The following is a 19,919-nucleotide window of genomic DNA, read 5'->3' as shown; positions in this document are numbered from 1 at the left end:
TTGAACATCCGCCCCAACCAGGGCAAATGATGCGCCGGAAGCTATGTATTTCTGGGCCTGTTCAAGGTTGAAAGCGTTGACGCCTACCTTCTTTCCGGAAGCGCGCACGGCTTCAAATGTGTGATTAACCGCCTCGATCACATCCGGATGGGTCTGCTGACCCAGCAGCCCCATGGAGGCCGCCAGATCAGAGGGACCGACGAAGATGTTGTCCACCCCGTCAAGAGCCACGATTTCTTCCACGTTCTCTACCGCGGTCGCAGACTCAATCTGCACCGTGAGGCTCACCGTATCTGAGGCATTGGCGAGGTAGTTCTCCACGCCGTTCCAGCGTGAGGAGCGGGCCAGCGCCGAGCCCACGCCGCGCACGCCGCGGGGAGGGTAGTGCATGGCTGCTACGGCAGCCTCGGCTTCCTCGACGGTATCAATCATGGGCACCATCAAGTTTTGTACACCCAGGTCAAGGTACTGTTTGATGAGTGCCGTGTTGTTTACTGGCACGCGGACCACGCGCGTCACGCCGTAGGCGTCGGTAGCCCGCAGCAGAGAGAGGATGGTTTCGAGGCCATAGGGCGAGTGTTCGCCGTCGATCAGCGTCCAGCTAAAGCCAGCCGAGGCGATGATCTCCGCTGCAGCCTCCGAGCCGGAACAGATCCAGGCGCCAACGAGCGGCTGCTCGGCCTTTTCTAGGACGTCCGCGAAAGTGGGCGGCAGCTTTACTGGAATCGGCATGTGATGGACCCCAACTTTCCATAGTCTGCATGGACGGTATCGCCCGGTTCAACCCACATGGGCTTGGTGAAGGAACCGGCCAGGATGATGTCGCCGGCGGCAAGGCTATCGCCGTGCGCATGAAGCTTGTTGGCAAGCCAAGCCACGCCCATTGCCGGGTGGTTGAGCACAGCCGCGGCCACACCCGTATCTTCGATGGATTCGTTGCGGTAGAGCAATGCAGACACCCAGCGCAGGTCGACGTCTGCGGGATCCACCGGGTTGCCGCCGTAGATCATGGCGCCGAGGGCTGCGTTATCCGAAATGGTGTCGACAATGGTGCGTCCCTCCATCTCAATGCGGGAGGAGAGGATCTCTAGAGCAGGGACGACATACTCAGTAGCGCGCAGCACGTCGAAAATGCTGCAATTCGGCCCCTTTAGCTCCTCCTTGAGCACGAAGGCCAGCTCAACCTCGATGCGGACGTTGGAGAACTGCGCGTGCTCGATAGTGGAGCCGTTCTCATAAACCTGGTCTTCAAAGATTGCGCCGTAGTCCGGTTCGGTAATTCCCGTGGCCTCCTGCATAACCTTGGAGGTCAGGCCAATCTTACGACCGACGAGACGGCGCCCGTCTTCGATGCCGCGGCGCACCCACTCGCGCTGCACCGCGTAGGAGTCCTCAATGCTCATCTCCGGGAAACGGGCGGTCAGCAGCGGGACCATCGACCGGTCCTTTTCGGCTTGCGCCAATTCATCTGCGATAGCGATGTGCTGTTTCTCATCCAGCATGTATTTCGCTCCTTACTGTGTTATTGAACGTGACTGTGGTGTTGTAATGGTTGTTAAACGTTGCGGTTTCACGTGAAACGACAACGCGGCCCCGCGTTATGTGCGCATTATCGACGCCGCGGGACCACGTTAATCAACCTGAGTGCTTAGGCCGTTTTAGAGCTGGTTACCCAGCTTGTACTCGCCCTGCTTCCACTCCGGCATCTCCTCCGAGTCTTCCTTACGGGTGTAGGAGAAGCCGTCCGCACCAATGGTGGCCTCGAGCTCGGACTCATCCTCGCGAGCGACCAGCGGCACCGGGTTGCCATCCAGGTCGAGGACGGTGGAGCCATCGCGGTACCAGGACGGAACAACCGGGGTTCCCCACCAGTCACGGCGCTGGTTATCGTGGACATCCCAGGTCACGACCGGGTTATCCGGGTCGCCGGTGTAGTAGTCCTGGGTGTAGATCTCTACGCGGTGGCCATCCGGGTCACGCAGGTACAGGTAGTAGGCGTTGGAGACGCCGTGGCGGCCCGGGCCGCGCTCAATGCGGTCGGATTCGCGGAGCGCACCCAGCTTGTCACAAATCGCGATGATGTTGTGCTTCTCATGGGTAGCAAAGGCGATGTGGTGCATACGCGGGCCATCGCCACCGGTCATGGCGGTGTCGTGCACCGTCGGCTTACGACGCATCCATGCAGCGTAAACGGTTCCTTCCTCATCGCGAATGTCCTCGGTGGTGCGGAATCCGAGCTCTTCCATGTACTTCACTGCGGCAGTAACGTCCGGAGTGATCTGGTTGAAGTGATCGAGGCGAACGAGCGCACCAGGGATGTGGGCGTCGTATGCCCAGGCCAGACGCTCACGGTGCTCAACCTCGTAAAAGAACTCGTACGGGAATCCCAACGGATCCTGTACACGCACGGAGTCACCGATGCCCTTGACGAAGCCATCCTTGTTACGGCGAACCTCGCAACCACGCGCCTTGTAGAACTCCTCGGCGAGGTCCAGATCCTCCGGCGAACGAACGCGGAAGGAGAATGCAGCGACGGCAGCGACGGGGCCCTGACGCAGCACGAGGTTGTGGTGGATGAACTCCTCGTAGGTGCGCAGGTAGATTTCGTTCTCGTTTTCCTCGGTCACGACGAGACCGAGGGTGTCAACATAGAACTTACGGGATGCAGCGAGATCGGTAACGATGATCTCCATGTAGGCGCAACGCAGAATGTCGGGGGCCTGAATGTCAGCCATGATGGCTCCTTAGTGTGAATTAGTAATGGGGGAGTGGAGAGGGCATGCAGACGTTACTGGTCCTGCTTGCCAAAGACCGGGTTGTGCACCTTGTCCAGGTTGATGTGGACGGCCTGCTGGTCGGTGTAGAAGTCGATCGAGCGGTAGCCGCCCTCGTGGCCCAGGCCGGAAGCCTTAACGCCGCCGAAGGGGGTGCGCAGGTCGCGGACGTTATTGGAGTTGAGCCACACCATGCCGGCCTCAACGTTCTGGGCAAAGTTGTGGGCACGTTTCAGATCCGAGGTCCACACATAGGCGGCAAGACCATACTTCGTGTTGTTCGCCAGCTCGAGTGCCTCTTCGTCGGTATCGAACGGGGTGATAGCAACAACGGGACCGAAGATCTCTTCCTGGAAGATTCGTGCGTCCGGCTTGACGTCAACGAAGACGGTCGGCTGGACAAAGTTGCCTTCCTCGAAGCCTTCCGGGCGCTCGCCGCCGGCGGCCAGGGTGGCCTCCTGCTTGCCAATCTCGATGTAGGAGGTGACCTTCTCGTAGTGCTCCGGGTGGACCAGGGCGCCGACCTCGGTGGTCGGATCGGAGGGCAGACCCACCTTCACGCGCTTAGCCTGGGCGGCGTAGCGCTCCACGAACTCATCGTAGATATCGCGCTGAACCAGGATGCGGGAGCCAGCGGTGCAACGCTCACCGTTGAGGGAGAAGACACCGAAGATACAGGCGTCGATAGCGGTCTCCAGGTCGGCATCGCTGAAGACGATGGCCGGGGACTTGCCACCCAGCTCCATCGACAGGCCCTTGAGGTGCGGGGCTGCGTTGCCGAAAATGATCTGGCCGGTGCGAGATTCACCGGTGAAGGAGATCAGCGGGACGTCCGGGTGCTTAACCAGCGGGTCGCCGGCGTAGCCTTCCTCGCCGAAGCCGTTGACCAGGTTGAAGACGCCCTTCGGCAGGCCAGCCTCCTCGAAGATGCCCGCCCACAGCTGTGCGGACAGCGGAGTGAACTCAGCAGGCTTGAGGACGACGGAGTTACCGGTGGCGATGGCCGGGGCCAGCTTCCAGGACTCCAGCATGAACGGGGTGTTCCACGGGGTAATCAGGCCCGCCACGCCAATCGGCTTACGGTTGACGTAGTTGATCTGGCGGCCCGGTACCTTGTAGGCGTCGTCAGCCTGGGCGACAATCAGGTCAGCGAAGAAGCGGAAATTCTCCGCAGCGCGCTTGGCCTGACCGTTGGCCTGGGTGATCGGCAAGCCGGAGTCGAAGGATTCCCAAGCAGCGAGCTTGTCTGCGCGGCTTTCGACGATGTCGGCGATCTTGTTGAGGACGCGGGCGCGCTCACGCGGCAGCGCCTTGGACCATGGGCCGTTCTCGAAGGCGTCCTTAGCGGCGGCGACCGCCTTGTCAATGTCCTCCGGCTTGCCAGAGGCGGCCTTGATGTAGGTCTTATTGGTTACCGGATCCAAGACCTCGAATTCATCGCCGTCGATCGACGGGACAAACTCGCCGTTGATGTAGTGAAGAATCTTCTCTGGAAGGTCGGTGGGCTTAGCAGCATCGTTGTTAATAGCCATGAGTGCTGTGAACTCCTTAATCGTTTTTCTTGCGATAGGTGTTGAGGGTGGACAGTCGGTGTTGCCTGGCCACTTTTTCTATGTAGGCGGGTTCCGCGCCAGCCTCGATGAGGCTGACCAATTGCTCGTGCTCGCGCGTTGACTCTTGGGCTCTCTCCGGCACGTAGCGGAAGGTCGAGACGCGGTGGTATTCCAATTGCTTCCATTGGTCCACCACCAAGTCCTTCAACCTCTCGTTCGGGCACTTGGAGAAGAGAACGCTATGAAATTCTTTGTTGAGCTGGGTAAATTCTTCTGGATCGTGGTGGATATCGAGCTCCCGCATGCGCTGGTTGATCTCTCGCGCCCGGGCAATATCCTCCGCGTTGAGATACGGGGCGGATTGGGCCGTGGCATTGGCTTCCACGGTGGCCACGATGTCCATGGATTCGTAGTAGGCCTCGCGATTGTAGGTGGTCACGCTGGCACCGACGTTGCGTTCGTAGGTGACCATCCCTTCCGCTTCGAGTTGCCGAATAGCCTCGCGGACGGGAACTACGCTGATCCCCAGTTCATCCGCGATTGTTGCCAACACGAGGCGATACCCGGGCTCATAGTCGCGAGTCCGAATCCTTTCACTTATCCAGTTATAGGCTTGTTGGGATTTACTTTCCCCGGCTGGTGCTGCGGGTTGCGTCATTGACCACCTGCCTTTCCATCACGGAAAGCGATGTAGGCTTCCTTGTTCGCTCCGGTCGGCGGGAAGAGCCCATCCAAGCTGGCGCCTTCCTCCACCTGGGAAGCGACCCATTCGTCCTCGTGCTCCTTGGCGAGGGCACCTTCGGCGACTTCGGCTGCGATATCGCGGGGGATGACCACGACGCCGTCATCATCACCAACGATGATGTCACCTGGGAGGACGGTGGCGTTTCCGCAGGAAACAGCGATATCGCTATCCCACGGGACATGCTTGCGGCCGAGCACGCAGGGGTGAGCGCCCTGGGTGAAGACGGGCAGGCCGATCTCCTTCACAGCCTCGTAGTCACGCACGCCACCATCAGTGACAACGCCGGCTGCACCACGTACCTTGGCGCGCAGTGCCAGAATGTCACCCAGTGTTCCTGAGCCGGATTCCTGGCGGGCCTCAATAACGATGACCTCGCCTTCCTTGACGGTGTCGAAGACTTTCTTCTGCTCGTTGAGGCCACCGCCGTGGGACTTGAACAGGTCCTCGCGGCCGGCCACGAAGCGCAGGGTGCGGGCAACGCCCACCATCTTGGTTCCCTTAGCCTGCGGGTACACGCCTTCGATCACGGACTGGTTGATGCCGCGCTTGCGCAGCTGAGCGGACAAGCCGGCGGTCGGGGCCTTCTCCAAGGCCGCCTTGAGCTCGGGATCGAGGCCGACCGCATCCTTAGGAGGAAGGCCGGCGGATTCGCGGTCACCGTAGGCGTCCTCGCGCTGCTTATCATCCACGTAGGGCAGGTTGCCCAGCTGCGGATCGAAAGAGGCGGGGACCTCCTTCACGGTAGTCTTCAGCCTGCCGGAGCTCACGCCACCTGGCACGTCAACCTCGACCTCAACAACGTCACCAGGCTCAATGACAGAGGAGCCGGCCGGGGTGCCGGTGAGGATGATGTCACCGGTCTCCAGCGTCATGTGCTGGGATAGGTCGGCCACAAACTGTGCGAGCGGGAAGATGAGATCCTCATCAGAAGATGTTCCCTCCTGAACAACCTCGCCATTGACCCAGGTGCGGAGGCGAAGACCCTTGGGGTCGATCCCTTGGGCGTCGATAAGCTCCGGCCCGATGGGGGTGTATCCATCGCGGGATTTGGAGCGGGTGTTGGAGCCCTTGTCCTGCACCTTGTAGTCATACAGACCAATGTCGTTCGAAGCCGTCACGTAGGCGACGTGTTTCCACGCATCCTCAAGCGATACGTTGCGGGCCGGGGTTCCGATGATGAGCGCGATTTCTCCCTCAAAAGCCAGCAGCTCCGTTCCCTCGGGGCGTTCAACAACCCCGCCCGATTCAGCCAGCGTGCTAGTCGCCTTGAGGAAGTAGCTCGGGGTCTTGGGCCAGCGACCGCGCTGCGCCGCGCGGGACTCAAAGGCCACATGGACAGCGATCATTTTGCCCGGTTTAACCGGCAAGAACTCAGGTACAGCCATGAAGAATCCTTAATTGTGAACAAATCCTTACCCAGATCGTATATTATCCCTACCACCACCGCAAGTGGTTCAACTCACACACATTTCCATATATGGCACACCGCATGCCGAAAGGAACCAGAATGTCGCACACATCTGACACGCCGGCAATTTCGACGGCCGAACGCCGCCGCGTCGTCGCCGCGACAACCATTGGTACCGCTATCGAGTGGTACGACTACTTCCTCTATGCCGCAGTGGCCGGACTCGTGTTCAACCAGCTCATGTTCGGCCCGCTCGAGGGTGGCCTAGCCACCATCATTTCCTTCCTCACCGTGGGATTGTCCTTCCTATTCCGACCCGTCGGCGCGTTTCTGGCAGGACACTTCGCGGACCGCTTCGGCCGCCGCGTGGTCCTCATGGTCACGCTCCTCGCCATGGGTGGTGCGACCACCCTCATCGGCCTTCTGCCTACCTACGAGACTGCCGGAATCTGGGCGCCGATCCTCCTCATCACCTTGCGCATTATTCAGGGCATCTCCGCAGGTGGCGAGTGGGGGTCCGCCGTACTCATGGCTGTGGAGCACGCACCGAATGACAAGCGCGGTCTCTACGGCGCCGGCCCGCAGATCGGCGTGCCAGCTGGCCTGCTGCTCTCCTCCGGCGTCCTCTCCATCATGAACACCATTGCGCCTGGCGACGCCTTCATGAGCTGGGGCTGGCGCGTACCTTTCCTGCTCTCCTTCGTCCTCATCCTGGTGGGCTACCTCATCCGCATGGGCGTCGACGAATCCCCGGTCTTTGAAGAGATTGCGGAGCGTGAAGAAGAGGAAGCCACCAACCCCATTGGCAAGCTCTTCAAGAGCTTCACCCCGCTAGTCGTCGTTGCGGCCCTCGTTTTTGCAGGTAACGGCACCGTCGGCTACATGACTACGGGCGGCTATATTCAGCGCTACGCCACCGATCCCGACGGCCTCGTTGCCCTCGACCGCGGTGACGTCCTCAACGCGGTGACCGTCTCTGCCGTCACGTGGGCATTGATGACTTTGTTCGCGGGATACATCTCCGACTATATCGGCCGCCGAAACACCTACCTCATCGGATTCATCCTGCAGGGAATCGGCGCTGCCGCCCTTTTCCCGCTGGTTAATACGGGCAGCCTGGGGCTTCTCTACGGCGCACTCATTTTCCTGACCGTCGGCCTGGGCCTGACCTATGGCGCGCAGTCCGCGATGTACGCCGAGCTTTTCCCCGCCTCCATTCGCGCCACCGGCGTGTCCATCACTTATGCGCTTGGCTCGGTGTTGGGCGGCGCCTTCGCCCCCATGATCGCTGCTTCGCTCGTGGAGGCTACTGGCACCACCTTCGCGGTGTCGGGCTACCTCGTCTCCGCCTCGATTGTCGGTTTCATCTGCGCCTTCATCCTGCGTGAGCGCAAGGGAATCGCTCTCGGCGCAGAGCACGAGGCCGAGCAATCTCAGGGGCACTTCATCTTCAGCCCGCGCTAGGCGACGTCCCGTGCGCAGATCATTGTGCAGGAGCCGCGTATCATATATGATTCTAGAAATAAGACCCAGCTCACATCCTCCAGACGCCTTGAACTGAGTCACCACCTCCACGAGCAAAGCTCACAGAGCGATGGGGGAGTAGATACCACCCCCATCACTCGCTTTTGTTCTCGACCACGACAACCCGCTGACTAAGGAGTCCACAGTGCAGTTCCACCACAACGGCTACGTTTCGGAAGATCCCCGCGTGCACGAGCCCGCCGGGTATGGCATCGATCGCGCCTCTGAGCTTCCCGATGAAATGGACGTCCTCATTGTGGGCTCCGGCCCGGCCGGCATGATCGCGGCCGCGCAGCTAGCAATGTTCCCCGACGTCAACACGCGCATCATTGAACGCCGTCCTCACCGCCTCGAGTTGGGCCAGGCCGACGGCATCCAGTCCCGCTCCGTAGAAACCTTCCAGGCCTTCGGCTTTGCCAAGGAAATCACGGAAGAGGCCTACGAAATCACCGAGATGTCCTTCTGGAACCCCGATCCGCAGGACCGCTCCAAGATTGTTCGCGGCGCCCGCCCGATTGACGACGAACACGGAATCTCCGAGTTCCCCCACCTCATTGTGAACCAGGCTCGCGTGTTGGACTACTTCGCCCGTTACGCACGCCGAGCACCCGGCCGAATCGCCCCGGATTACGGCTGGAACTTCGTCTCCCTTGAGGTAGGGGAGGGCGACTACCCCGTGACGGTGCACCTCGAGGATGTCGACGGCAACCCGCGCGACGTACGCGCTAAGTACGTCGTGGGCTGCGATGGCGCAAAGTCCCGTGTCCGTAAGTCCATTGGCCGCTCGCTCAAGGGTGACCAGGCCAATCACGCGTGGGGCGTCATGGACGTTGTCGTAGATACCGATTTCCCGGACTGGCGCACCAAGTGCGCCATCCACTCACAGGCTGGTTCGATTCTGCACATCCCACGTGAGGGCGGCTACTTGTCCCGCATCTACGTCGACCTCGGCGTCGTGCCGGAGGATGACAACCACAAGGTCCGCTCCACCCCGATTGAGAAGATCATCGAGAAGGCTAACGAGATTTATTCGCCCTACTTCATCGACGTCAAGATGGTCGCTTGGCACTCGGTCTACGAGGTGGGCCACCGACTTGTCGACGCGTTCGACGATAACAACGAGGATCCGCGCGTCTTCCTTACAGGCGACGCCTGCCACACCCACTCGGCCAAGGCCGGCCAGGGCATGAACGTCTCCATGCAGGATGGCTTCAACATCGGCTGGAAGCTCGGCCATGTTCTCGACGGCCGCGCCCCGAAGGAGCTCCTGACCACCTACCACGGTGAACGCCAGCCAGCTGCCCAGAACCTCATCAACTTCGACCGCGAGTGGTCCACCCTCATGGCCACCCCGACCGAAGAGCTCGATGATCCCGAGGCAGTCGAGAAGTACTACGTTTCCGCGGAGGAATTCGCCGCCGGCATGATGACGCAGTACGAAGAAAACCTCATCGTCGGCAGCACCGAGCACCAGAAGCTGGCCGTCGGCTTCCCGGTGGGCAAGCGTTTCAAGTCCTACGAGGTTCTGCGCCGCTGTGACGCGTACCCCCAGCACCTGGGCCACCAGCACACCGCTGACGGCCGCTACCGCATCTACGCCTTCGCTGATGCACCCAAAGCCGGCGAAACCTCGAAGCTCAGCGAGTGGGCCGAGAAGGTCGGCCCCATCCTCGCCAAGTTCACCCCTGAGGGCGCCGACGAGAACACCTACTTCGACGTGAAGGCCATCTACCAGCAGACGGACCACCACGAGTACGAAATCCTCGACGCTCCACTCCTGTTCCGGCCCCGCAACGGCAAGTTCAATATCCCGAACTGGGAGAATGTTTTCAATGCTCTGCCGGGAGACAAGGATATCTTCCACACCCGCGGCATTTCCCGCGACGGTGCCGTCGTCATCGTTCGCCCGGACCAGTACGTAGGAGCGGTCCTTCCGCTGGATGACCCAGCTGCCGTCGAGGACTACTTCTCTTCCGCGCTCATCAAGCTCACCTAGTTCCGGTTTCACGTAAAACCAAGAGGGCTCAGCACAACGCTGGGCCCTCTTTCAATGCCGCCGCTAAGCCACCACGGACAAAAAGAAACCTAGGTGCTGCCAAGTGCAACACCTAGGTTTCACGTGAAACAACCACGCTTCGACTTCTACTGCAGGAGGGTCCTATCGGACGTCGCTCCCTTAATCTTCGCGAACTCCGCCATGAGATCCTCCACTGTGAGCTTCGCCTTCTGCTCGGCGTCAGCGGAGTAGATGATCTCACCCTCATGCATCATGATGAGGCGGTTTCCCACCTGCAGTGCTTGGGCCATGTTGTGCGTCACCATCAGAGTGGTGAGCTGGCCTTGCTCCACAATGCGCTTCGTCAGTGTGGTCACCAGCTCCGCGCGTTGCGGGTCGAGGGCGGCCGTGTGCTCATCCAGAAGCATCACCTTCGGGTTAGTAAAGCCGGCCATGAGCAACGAGAGGGCCTGGCGTTGACCGCCGGAGAGCAGCCCCACCTTGGTCCCCAGACGCTTCTCTAGGCCGAGCTCGAGGGATTCCAGCTGTTCCACAAAGATGGCCCGGCGCGCGGAATTGAGACCCAAACCGAGGCCGCGCTTCTTGCCGCGCAGGTACGCCAAGGAGAGATTCTCCTCAATCGTGAGGTTTGGTGCCGTACCCGCCATGGGATCCTGAAAGACGCGCCCGACCTTCCTTGCACGCTTGTGCTCCGGCTGGCTCGTCACCTCCTGGCCGTCGATCGAGATCTTTCCCGAATCCGGGATGAGCCGGCCCGCAACGGAGTTCAGCAGTGTCGACTTTCCCGCACCGTTAGAGCCGATGACAGTGACAAAGTCACCGGAGGCAAGTTCCAGGGAGACGTCGCGAAGCGCACGGCGTTCGTTGACCGTACCTGGGAAGAAGGTCTTCGAAATCTTATCTACTTTGAGCATGATCTAGGCCTTCCTCTTCCCGCGCACCTTCGTCATACGCGGCACCAGCAGAGCGACAATAACCAGCAGCGCCGTGATGAGCTTCATGTCATTCGGGTTAAGGCCTACCTGAAGCGCAGCGAAGATGATGAGACGGTAGATCACAGAGCCCAAGGCCACCGCCACCACGGCCATCCACAAGCGCGACTGGGGGAGTACCGCTTGTCCCAGAATGACGGATGCCAGACCAACCAGGATGAGTCCGATACCCATCGAAATGTCGGCGAAGCCCTGGTACTGCGCGATGAGAGCACCGCACAGGCCCACCAGGCCATTGGACAGGGCCAGGGTCAGGATCTTGGTGAAATCGGTGGACACGCCAAAGGAGGTGATCATCTGCTGATTGTCACCTGTTGCGCGCAGCGAAAGTCCCAGGTCCGTGGACAGGAACCACACGATCAGCAGGCAGAGCAGCACCGCACCCAAGGCGAGCAAGCCCACCCCGGCCCACGACCCCATTACTGCATCCAGCGGGGTAAACACCGAATCTTGGGAGAGCAACGGAACGTTGGCGCTGCCCATGATGCGCAGGTTGATGGACCACAGACCAATCATGGTGAGGATACCCGCAAGCAAACCGTCGATGCGGCCTTTCGTGTGCAGAAGCCCCGTGATGCAGCCGGCGATAAAGCCGGTGACAAAGCCCGCGGCCGATGCCAGAAAGGGATTAACCCCATTCGTAATGAGCACGCCGGCCGTCGCAGCCCCGGTGGTAAAGGAGCCATCGACGGTCAGGTCCGGGAAGTCAAGGACGCGGAATGTCAGGTAGACGCCCACGGCCATGACCGCATAGATGAGCCCTAGCTCGAGTGCACCAATCACAGCGTCTCAGCCTTCTCCATGATCTCCTTCGGTACCTCAACGCCCTGTGCCTTCACGGCATCCTCGTTAATGACGTAGGTGTACTCAGAGGCGGTTTCTACCGGGGTCTCGGCCGGGTCTGCGCCGTCCTGGAGGATGCGCAGCGCCATCTCACCGGTCTGGCGGCCCAGCTCCTTGTAGTCGATACCGATGGTGGCGGCAGCACCACCTTCAACGGCACCCGAGTCCGCTGCGATGACCGGGATGGTCTTGTCATTCGCTACCTTGATGAGCGAAGAAATGCCGGAAACAACCATGTTGTCGGTCGGCACGTAGACGGCATCGACATCGCCCAGCGCTTCTACGGCCTGCGGTATCTCCGTCACGGAGGTCACCGTCTGCGACTTCACCTCAATATCCTTCGGCTTGGCGGCCTCCGCCAACTGCTCCACCTGCACCTTGGAGTTAACCTCGGCGGAGGAGTAGACCACACCGACGGTCTTAGCGTCCGGAACCAGTTGGGTAATCAGCTCGACCTGCTCCTCGATGGGCGCGGCGTCAGAGGTACCAGTGACATTCTTGCCCGGCTTATCCAGAGACTCCACCAGCTCCGCCTCCACGGGGTCCGTCACCGCGGTAAACAGAAGCGGCTTGTCCTTGATGGATTTGCTCATGGCCTGGCCGGCCGGGGTGGCGATTGCCAGGTAGAGGTCGTGGTTAGCGTTTGCCATCTGCTGCGAGATGGACACCGCAGTGCCCTGCTCACCATTGGCGTTCTGGATGTCCCACTCCACGTCCACGCCCGCTTCCTCGAAGGCTTCCTGGAAGCCTTCCGCCGCGGCGTCGAGGGAGGGGTGCTGAACCAGCTGGTTGATACCGATGGAATAGGAGTCCCCACCGCCGGAATCACCGCCGGCGTTGTCCGAGGATGAGGAGCACCCCACGAGGGCGGCGGCGCTCAGAGCGAGAGCGGAGAGAGCAGCAGCAGTTTTAGAGAACATAACGGTCCTTTTCTACTCTAGAGTGACTGTTGTGACCGTTATTTAAGCCTCTTTCCATGCGTTTAAGCAGCAGTTTTGTGAATATTTTTCCCGCGCGGGGGTACTCTTAGCCCTCCAAAAGCTATACTGTGACAGTTTTAGAGTTCTATATCACATGCTTAAGCTGCATGTTTCCTACATCACCCACCTCGCTGTGGCCCTGCAGCACATAGACCCCACGGGGGTACCCTCTGGCATTTATCTGTACGGCAGAAGGTATCGGTGTTAGAGTCAGTGATGTGAAGAACATTTCTAACCTTTGGTGGTGGCGCGCGTAACCCGCGGGCCTCGTTGTTCTCCCATATTTAAGGCCCGCAGCTGCGGGCTTTTCGGCGTTTTGCTCTCTTAAAAAGCTCGCGGCAGCACACAACATCGTTAAAGAAAGACACCGTATGCCGTTTACAGCCAAACGCGAGGTCGGGTACACACCCGATGCCAGTGCGCTCTTTTACGCCCTCGCCACGCCACAGGACTCCTTGCTCTTAGAATCAGCGGACATTGAGTCCAAGAAGAACCTCACGTGCATTGCGATCACCAAGGCAGCGCTCAAAGTCGTCTGCCACGGCCAAGAGGTCACCGCTACCGCATTAACATCCGCTGGCCAGCTGCTCCTCGACGAGCTTCGCCAGGACTTCCGCTCCAGGATCAGCCAGGACAGCGAGGAGAGCACCACCTTTAGCTTCGAGCTTTCCACCGAACACGATGAGCGCGCCCGCCTCCGCGCCACCTCCACCGCGGATATCCTGCGCACCTTACAATTCAGCCAACTGTATTCCAGTGAATCACTGCCCTTCATCGGTGGCGGTTTCGCTTTCGACTACGTCGAAACCTTCGAGAAGCTACCCTCGGTTCCCGACGGACTCAACGGCTACCCCGATTATGAGTTTCTCGTCGCCGAGCACGTTCTCACCGTGGACCACCTGACGGAGACCGCGAAGATTGAGGGGTGGGGCGTCGACAAGCAGGCGCTCGAGGAGGAGCTCGACCTCGCCGCCCGCACCGAGCCCATCACGCCCCAGCCCCCACAGCCACTCACCACGATCTCCGCGCGCGCCTCCATCGACGACGCTGCTTTTCGACGCCACGTGGAGCGCCTCCAAGGCAACGTCCACGCCGGCGATATTTATCAGGTGGTCCCTTCCCGGGCGTTTAGCCTCGACTGCCCCGACGCCTTCGCTGCCTACCGCACGCTGCGTGAGACCAACCCCTCGCCGTACATGTTCTACCTGCGCGGCACCGAGCATGAGCTCTTCGGCGCCTCTCCGGAATCCAACCTGAAGTACACGGCCACCGACCGGCAGGTACAGCTCTACCCGGTCGCCGGCACCCGCCCGCGCGGCGCGACCCACGAGCTGGACATCCGCAATGAACTCGAGATGCGCACCGATTCCAAGGAGGTCTCCGAGCACATCATGCTGGTGGACCTGGCCCGCAACGACCTCGCCCGCGTCGCCGTCCCCGGCACCCGCCAGGTCGCTGATCTGCTCCAGGTGGACCGCTACTCCCGCGTGATGCACTTGGTCTCCCGCGTCGTCGCCACGCTGCACGAGGATTTCGACGCCCTCGACGCCTACCGTGCCTGCATGAACATGGGCACTCTGACCGGCGCGCCGAAATTGCGCGCGATGGAGCTCATCCGCGAAACCGAGGGCACTCGCCGCGGCTCCTTCGGGGGAGCTATCGGTTACCTGCGCGGCGATGGATCCATGGATAACTGCATCGTCATCCGTTCCGCCTACGTCAAGGATGGAACGGCCGTCGTCCAGGCGGGCGCCGGTGTCGTTCGTGATTCCATCCCCCAATCCGAAGCCGATGAAACGGTCCACAAGGCCTACGCGGTGCTCAGCGCTATCGCCCAGGCACACAACGCATCCCTGGAGGTCATCCGATGAACCCGCACGTCGTCCTCATTGATAACCACGATTCCTTCGTCTACAACCTCGTCGACGCCCTCGCCGGCTATAACACCACCGTCTTCCGTAATACGGTGCCGGTGGAGGAGGTCCTCGCCGCCGAACCCGACATCATCATTCTCTCGCCCGGCCCCGGCCATCCGCGCGACGCCGGATCGATGATGCAGCTTATCGACGCCTCCCTCGGCCGCATCCCTATCCTCGGCATCTGCCTGGGTTTCCAGGCGCTGCTCGAGCACTTCGGCGGCACCGTCGAGCCCTGCGGCCCAGTCCACGGTTCCTCTGTGCCCATGACGCTAACCGACGCTGGTGCGAAGCACCCGCTCTTCCAAGGGCTCACTACTGATTCCGAGCCAGATAATCCGAACTACGTGGGCCGCCTCGTCCCTGTTGCACGCTATCACTCCTTGGGCTGCGCGAGCATTCCCACCCAGATGCGCAGCCTCGCGGAGACGGAGACCGCCATCGGCCCTGTCACGATGGCGGCAGAAACCGTCGACGGCATGGCCCTCGGCCTGCAGTTCCACCCGGAGTCGGTGCTAACTCCAACCGGCCCCATCATGATCGAACGCTGCATTGAACAACTTTCTTCTCTACCCACCATGGAAGGAGCCAAGTAATGACCAATAACCACGCTCTCAAGACACTGCAAGAATTCCTCGATATCCCCGAACCGACCCTCGAGCAAGCAATCGAGGTCTTCACCCCGCTGACGGTGGGGGAGTATGACGACATCCATATCGCGGCCCTCCTTACTCACATCCGTACGCGCGGCGAAACCTTCGCCGATGTGGCCGGCGCCGCCCGCGCCTTCCTCAACGCCGGCCGCCCCTTCCCGGTTACCGGTAAGGGCCTCATGGATACCGCGGGAACCGGTGGCGATGGCGCGAACACCATCAACGTCACCACCGGCGCATCCCTCGTCGCCTCCGCCGGCGGGGTCAAGATGGTCAAGCACGGCAACCGCTCCGTATCCTCCAAGTCGGGCTCCGCGGACGTCCTTGAGGCCCTCGGCATCCCGCTTGATCTCGATCCGGACCGCGCGGTCCGCCAACTCGAGGCCTCGAATTTCACGTTCCTCTTTGCCCCCGCGTACAACCCGGCGGTTGCCCACGTGCAACCGGTTCGCAAGGGCCTTGGCGTCTCCACTCTCTTCAACACCATGGGCCCGCTGCTCAGCCCAGGCCACCCGGAGTTCCAGATCATGGGCATCGCCAACCCCGAACAGGGTCAGCTCATTGCTGAGGTGTTCAAGGATCTTGGCCGCACGCGCGCGCTCGTCGTCCACGGCGCCGGCACCGATGAGATCGCTGTCCACGGCACCACCCAGGTCTGGGAGCTTCGCGACGGCACCATAACCCACTACGAACTCACCCCTGAGGACCTCGGCATTTCCCGCCACGAGCTAGCTGACCTCGCCGGCGGCAACGGCAAGGAAAACGCCGAGGCCCTGCGCGCCGTCTTCGCCGGCACCGGCAAGCCCGCCCACCACGATGCGATCGCCGCGACCACCGGCGCGATGTTCTACCTCAATGGCACGACCGACTCCATCCAAGAGGGCGTCGCGCATGCCGACCAGCTCATCAAGGATGGCACCGTGGCCGCATGGCTGAAGAAGCACGAGGAGGCGAACTATGGCTCTGCCGACCGTGCTTGAGGGGATCGTCGCCAAGCGCCGCACGCATCTGCCCGCAATCCGTGAGCGCCTGGCGCACGTTGATTTAGCTGCCCTCCCGCGCTCGGAGCGCTCCTTCTACGATGCGCTCCGCGGCACCAACCGCTTCATCATGGAATGCAAGTCTGCCTCGCCGTCACTGGGGCTGATTCGCGAGCACTACGAGCCCGGGGCCATCGCGCGGGTGTACTCGCGCTACGCTTCGGCCATCTCGGTGCTGTGCGAGCCGGATCGTTTTGGTGGCGACTACGACCACCTGCAGACCGTGGCTCTATCCACGCACCTGCCTGTCTTGTGCAAGGACTTCATCATTGACCCCATTCAGGTCTATGCTGCGCGCTATTTCGGCGCCGACGCCATTTTGCTCATGATGTCGATCGTCGATGACGACACCTACGCAGAACTCAAGCAGCTGGCGGATTCCCTTGGCCTCGATGTCCTCACCGAAGCGCTCACCGAGGAGGAGGTCGCCCGTGCCACTGCCTTTGACATCGACGTGATCGGTATTAATAACCGCAACCTCCACGACCTCAGCATCGATCTAAATCGTTCCGAGCGCCTCTCGCACCACGTGCCATCGGGCAAGGTTATCGTTTCGGAATCGGGCATCCGCGATAACCAGACCGTCCGCCGCCTAGGGTCGCATGCCAATGCCTTTCTCGTCGGCTCCCAGCTCACCGGCACGCCCGATATCGACCGGGCCGCCCGTGAGCTGGTCTATGGCCAGAACAAGGTCTGCGGCCTCACGACATGGTCAGCGGCTCAGGCCGCCCGTGCCGCCGGTGCCGTCTACGGGGGATTCGTCTTCGAGGAGGCCTCCCCGCGCAATGTTTCACGTGAAACCGCGCTCGACATCATCGCCCACGAACCCGACCTCAACTACGTCGCGGTCTCTCGCCGCACCTCCGGCTGGGAGGAGCTTGCCTTCGACGGCATCGCCGCCCTACAACTCCACGCACCCTTCCAGGGAAGCACCCAGGCCGAGCTCGAACTCATTGAGTCCGTCCGCGCAGTAGCAGGGGAGCGACAGGTGTGGCGCGCCATCGACATGACAGCTGCCCATGGCCCCGCCCTTGCCTCCGCGCTTGCCGACGCCACCGACATGCTCATCCTCGACTCGGGCGCCGGCGGCACTGGCTCATCCTTCGACTGGACAACAGTCCCGGACGAGGTCAAAGCCAAGTCACTTCTTGCTGGGGGCCTGAATCCAGAGAACCTCACCCAGGCGCTTCGCGTCGGCACCGCCGGATTGGACATCAATTCGGGGGTCGAAGTGAACGGTCGAAAAGACAGTGCACTCATCGCTCAGGCCTTCCATATCATTCGTCACTTTACGTATTAATCCCCAACCCGAGCCTTAGCAACAGCCCGAGACAAAAGGACTATCATGACCAACGATCAGGACACCAGGGAGACCATTCTTCCCGCCTACTTCGGTGAGTTTGGCGGACAATTTGTTCCCGAATCACTCATCCCAGCACTCGACCAGCTCGAGCACGCCTTCGTCGACGCCCAGAACGACCCGGCCTTCCGCAAGGAACTTGCCGGCTACCTACGAGACTACCTAGGCCGCCCCACGCCCCTCACCGAAGCCACCAAGCTCGGCGGCAAGGCGCGCATCTTTCTAAAGAGGGAGGACCTTGTCCACGGCGGCGCGCACAAGACCAACCAGGTGATCGGCCAAGCGCTCTTGGCCAAGCGGATGGGGAAGACCCGCATCATCGCCGAGACCGGCGCCGGCCAGCATGGCACGGCGACCGCCCTCGCCTGCGCTCTGCTTGACCTCGACTGCGTGATCTACATGGGCGCGAAGGACGTCGAGAGGCAGCAGCCCAACGTCTACCGAATGGAACTGATGGGCGCGAAGGTTGTTCCGGTTGATTCCGGTTCCGGCACGCTCAAGGATGCCGTCAACGAAGCTCTCCGTGACTGGACCGCAACCTTCCACGAATCTCACTACCTCCTCGGCACTGCGGCTGGGCCACACCCCTTCCCAACGATCGTTCGCGAGTTCCACAAGGTGATTTCCGAAGAAGCCAAGGCCCAGATGATCGAGCGCACCGGCGGTTTGCCGGATCTCGTCGTCGCGTGCGTCGGCGGCGGTTCGAACGCCATTGGTATGTTCGCTGACTTCATCGATGAGGAATCCGTCGAACTCGTTGGAGCGGAACCCGGGGGAGAGGGACTCGATTCCGGACACCACGGCGCGACCATCAACAACGGCACCATCGGCATCCTCCACGGCGCCCGCTCATATCTCATGCGCAATGCCGACGGCCAGGTTGAGGAATCCTATTCCATCTCCGCTGGCCTCGACTACCCGGGCGTCGGTCCACAGCACGCACACCTCGCTCAGACGGGGCGCGCAACCTACGTCGGCATCACCGACGCCGAAGCTCTCGAAGCCTTCCAGCTCCTCAGCCGCCGCGAGGGCATCATCCCCGCCCTCGAGTCCTCGCACGCATTGGCCTATGCCCTCAAGCGCAAGGATGAAGACATCACCATTCTCGTTTCCCTGTCTGGGCGTGGCGACAAGGACATCGACCACGTCCGCCGAACCCTTAGCGAGCACCCCGAACTCAAGATCACGGAGGACAAGTAATGAGCCGTTACGAGAAACTCTTCTCCACCCTAGCCGCACGCGGTGAAGGCGCTTTCGTTCCTTTCATCATGCTCAGCGATCCCGATCCCGAGACCGCACTCACCATCGTCCGCGCGGCCGTCGCCGGTGGCGCCGACGCCCTCGAGCTTGGTGTCCCGTTCTCGGATCCTGTCGCCGACGGCCCAACGATCCAGGCCTCCCACATTCGCGCGCTCGCCGGCGGTGCGACGGTGGATTCCGCTATCGAGCAGATCCGTCAGATCCGCAGTGAATTCCCGGACCTGCCCATCGGCATGCTCATCTACGGCAACGTTCCCTTCACCCGCGGGCTCGAGACCTTCTATTCCGAATTTCACGAGGCCGGCGCCGATAGCATCCTGCTTCCCGACGTCCCCGTTCGCGAAGGCGCCCCCTTCGCCGCTGCAGCCGACAAAGCAGGAATCGATCCCATCTTCATCGCACCAGCACAAGCCTCCGAGAAAACCCTCGAGGGCGTCGCGAAGTATTCCAAGGGCTATATCTATGCGATCTCCCGCGACGGCGTTACCGGCACCGAGAAGGAGTCAGAGACACGCGGGCTCGCTGACGTAGTGGACAACGTGAAACGTTTCGGAGGTGCACCGATTCTCCTTGGCTTTGGAATCTCCACCCCGCAACACGTTGCCGACGCCATTGCTGCTGGCGCTGCGGGAACAATCACCGGTTCCGCTCTGGCCAAGGTCGTTGATGCCCACCTCGACGATGACAACCGCCCCAACGACACTCTCGCCGCTGCGGTCACCGACTTCGTATCCACCATGAAGGCAGCCACCAAACAGTAGCCACGAAACAGTAGCCGGCTTCGACAGGCACGCCTCGCAACGGTCTCTTTCCGTCAGAATCCGCGCCTACGCGCGGCAGAGCGGAAGGGGGCC

16 protein-coding genes and 1 pseudogene are annotated in these 19,919 nt (G+C 61.2%); 8 read left to right on the top strand and 9 right to left on the bottom strand.

Going from position 1 to position 19,919, the window contains the following annotated elements; all coding sequences use genetic code 11:
* Positions 1–3: 3 nt before the first annotated feature.
* The 6 genes and pseudogenes from HMPREF3009_RS13825 to HMPREF3009_RS10100 all read right to left on the bottom strand — a co-directional run.
* Positions 4–732, bottom strand: a pseudogene (locus tag HMPREF3009_RS13825) (HpcH/HpaI aldolase/citrate lyase family protein); the annotation flags it as partial.
* Positions 717–1,502 carry a 2-oxo-hept-4-ene-1,7-dioate hydratase gene (gene hpaH, locus HMPREF3009_RS10120; protein ID WP_046648741.1) on the bottom strand — a complete coding sequence of 262 codons (786 nt, stop codon included), beginning with the start codon at positions 1,500–1,502 and terminating at the stop codon, positions 717–719. The gene hpaH and the pseudogene HMPREF3009_RS13825, both read right to left, overlap by 16 nt.
* 156 nt (positions 1,503–1,658) lie before the next feature.
* Positions 1,659–2,735, bottom strand: a complete 1,077-nt coding sequence (gene hpaD, locus HMPREF3009_RS10115; RefSeq protein ID WP_070517631.1) for a 3,4-dihydroxyphenylacetate 2,3-dioxygenase — start codon at positions 2,733–2,735, stop codon at positions 1,659–1,661.
* A gap of 53 nt (positions 2,736–2,788) precedes the next feature.
* Positions 2,789–4,306: a 5-carboxymethyl-2-hydroxymuconate semialdehyde dehydrogenase gene (hpaE, locus tag HMPREF3009_RS10110; RefSeq protein WP_070512973.1), complete on the bottom strand. Its 1,518-nt coding sequence runs from the start codon at positions 4,304–4,306 to the stop codon at positions 2,789–2,791.
* A 16-nt stretch (positions 4,307–4,322) separates the two neighbouring features.
* A complete protein-coding gene (locus tag HMPREF3009_RS10105; RefSeq protein WP_070681729.1) occupies positions 4,323–4,985 on the bottom strand; it encodes a GntR family transcriptional regulator in 663 nt (220 codons plus the stop codon).
* Positions 4,982–6,457 (bottom strand): fumarylacetoacetate hydrolase family protein, encoded by a 1,476-nt coding sequence (locus HMPREF3009_RS10100; protein WP_070517633.1) that lies wholly within the window; start codon positions 6,455–6,457, stop codon positions 4,982–4,984. Before HMPREF3009_RS10100 ends, HMPREF3009_RS10105 begins: the two co-directional genes overlap by 4 nt.
* Positions 6,458–6,579: 122 nt before the next feature.
* Between HMPREF3009_RS10100 and HMPREF3009_RS10095 the strand changes: the two genes are divergently transcribed.
* Both HMPREF3009_RS10095 and HMPREF3009_RS10090 read left to right on the top strand, forming a co-directional pair.
* Positions 6,580–7,944, top strand: a complete 1,365-nt coding sequence (locus HMPREF3009_RS10095; RefSeq protein WP_070681726.1) for an MFS transporter — start codon at positions 6,580–6,582, stop codon at positions 7,942–7,944.
* A 205-nt stretch (positions 7,945–8,149) separates the two neighbouring features.
* On the top strand, positions 8,150–10,000 hold the full coding sequence (locus HMPREF3009_RS10090) for an FAD-binding monooxygenase (RefSeq protein WP_070681723.1): 1,851 nt from the start codon (positions 8,150–8,152) through the stop codon (positions 9,998–10,000).
* 146 nt (positions 10,001–10,146) lie between these two features.
* Here HMPREF3009_RS10090 and HMPREF3009_RS10085 read toward each other — a convergent pair whose 3' ends face one another.
* The 3 genes from HMPREF3009_RS10085 to HMPREF3009_RS10075 are packed head-to-tail and all read right to left on the bottom strand — an operon-like array spanning position 10,147 to position 12,776.
* Positions 10,147–10,935: an ABC transporter ATP-binding protein gene (locus HMPREF3009_RS10085; protein ID WP_070512969.1), complete on the bottom strand. Its 789-nt coding sequence runs from the start codon at positions 10,933–10,935 to the stop codon at positions 10,147–10,149.
* Between the two features lie 3 nt (positions 10,936–10,938).
* A complete protein-coding gene (locus tag HMPREF3009_RS10080) occupies positions 10,939–11,796 on the bottom strand; it encodes an ABC transporter permease (RefSeq protein WP_046648734.1) in 858 nt (285 codons plus the stop codon).
* Positions 11,793–12,776 (bottom strand): ABC transporter substrate-binding protein, encoded by a 984-nt coding sequence (locus HMPREF3009_RS10075; protein ID WP_070681721.1) that lies wholly within the window; start codon positions 12,774–12,776, stop codon positions 11,793–11,795. Before HMPREF3009_RS10075 ends, HMPREF3009_RS10080 begins: the two co-directional genes overlap by 4 nt.
* 431 nt (positions 12,777–13,207) lie before the next feature.
* Between HMPREF3009_RS10075 and HMPREF3009_RS10070 the strand changes: the two genes are divergently transcribed.
* The 6 genes from HMPREF3009_RS10070 to trpA are packed head-to-tail and all read left to right on the top strand — an operon-like array spanning position 13,208 to position 19,826.
* Positions 13,208–14,707 carry an anthranilate synthase component 1 gene (locus HMPREF3009_RS10070; RefSeq protein WP_070681719.1) on the top strand — a complete coding sequence of 500 codons (1,500 nt, stop codon included), beginning with the start codon at positions 13,208–13,210 and terminating at the stop codon, positions 14,705–14,707.
* On the top strand, positions 14,704–15,348 hold the full coding sequence (locus tag HMPREF3009_RS10065; RefSeq protein WP_070517637.1) for an anthranilate synthase component II: 645 nt from the start codon (positions 14,704–14,706) through the stop codon (positions 15,346–15,348). The genes HMPREF3009_RS10070 and HMPREF3009_RS10065 overlap by 4 nt, the downstream gene beginning before the upstream one ends.
* Positions 15,348–16,385, top strand: a complete 1,038-nt coding sequence (gene trpD / locus HMPREF3009_RS10060; protein WP_070517638.1) for an anthranilate phosphoribosyltransferase — start codon at positions 15,348–15,350, stop codon at positions 16,383–16,385. The genes HMPREF3009_RS10065 and trpD overlap by 1 nt, the downstream gene beginning before the upstream one ends.
* Positions 16,363–17,745 (top strand): bifunctional indole-3-glycerol-phosphate synthase TrpC/phosphoribosylanthranilate isomerase TrpF, encoded by a 1,383-nt coding sequence (gene trpCF, locus HMPREF3009_RS10055; protein WP_070681715.1) that lies wholly within the window; start codon positions 16,363–16,365, stop codon positions 17,743–17,745. The genes trpD and trpCF overlap by 23 nt, the downstream gene beginning before the upstream one ends.
* A 45-nt stretch (positions 17,746–17,790) precedes the next feature.
* Positions 17,791–19,005 (top strand): tryptophan synthase subunit beta, encoded by a 1,215-nt coding sequence (trpB, locus tag HMPREF3009_RS10050; protein WP_070681712.1) that lies wholly within the window; start codon positions 17,791–17,793, stop codon positions 19,003–19,005.
* Complete coding sequence (trpA, locus tag HMPREF3009_RS10045) at positions 19,005–19,826, top strand: tryptophan synthase subunit alpha (protein ID WP_070547217.1); 822 nt, start codon at positions 19,005–19,007, stop codon at positions 19,824–19,826. The genes trpB and trpA overlap by 1 nt, the downstream gene beginning before the upstream one ends.
* Positions 19,827–19,919 lie beyond the last annotated feature (93 nt).

The sequence above is a fragment of the Corynebacterium sp. HMSC034H07 genome (assembly GCF_001815175.1).
Classification (GTDB): Bacteria; Actinomycetota; Actinomycetes; order Mycobacteriales; family Mycobacteriaceae; genus Corynebacterium; species Corynebacterium hiratae.
Note: the sequence above shows the minus strand (reverse complement) of the source record. Positions and strands in the feature narration are given on the sequence as shown.